At 55.9% G+C, this 322-nt stretch carries 1 protein-coding gene; it reads left to right on the forward strand.

Going from position 1 to position 322, the window contains the following annotated elements:
- On the forward strand, positions 1-322 hold a 322-nt coding region (locus AF337_RS39080), incomplete at both ends, for a DUF1217 domain-containing protein (protein ID WP_152971374.1).

Below are 322 nucleotides of genomic sequence, written 5' to 3' on the forward strand. Positions count from 1 at the left end.
ATGTGCTGACCGCTTTCGGCCTCAGCACCGAATACACCTCAACCAGCTTCCTGAAGGGTGTTCTGACGAGCGATCTCGACGATGCCGATAGTTTCGTCAACCAGCTCGACGACGATGTCTATGTCAACCTGGCGAAGGCCTTCAACTTCAACGAGGATGGCTCGACCGACGGCGACGTGATGTCGGAAGATCAGCTCTCGTTGGTCACAAGCGCTTATGCGGTGGCCTCGGCGACGATCGCTTCCTCGGAAACCGGGGAGGCCTATGACACCTATTTCGCTGCACAAGTTGGAAACATCACCTCCGTCGATGAGTTGATGAG

The organism is Rhizobium ecuadorense, from assembly GCF_001187535.1.
Lineage (GTDB): Bacteria > Pseudomonadota > Alphaproteobacteria > Rhizobiales > Rhizobiaceae > Rhizobium > Rhizobium ecuadorense.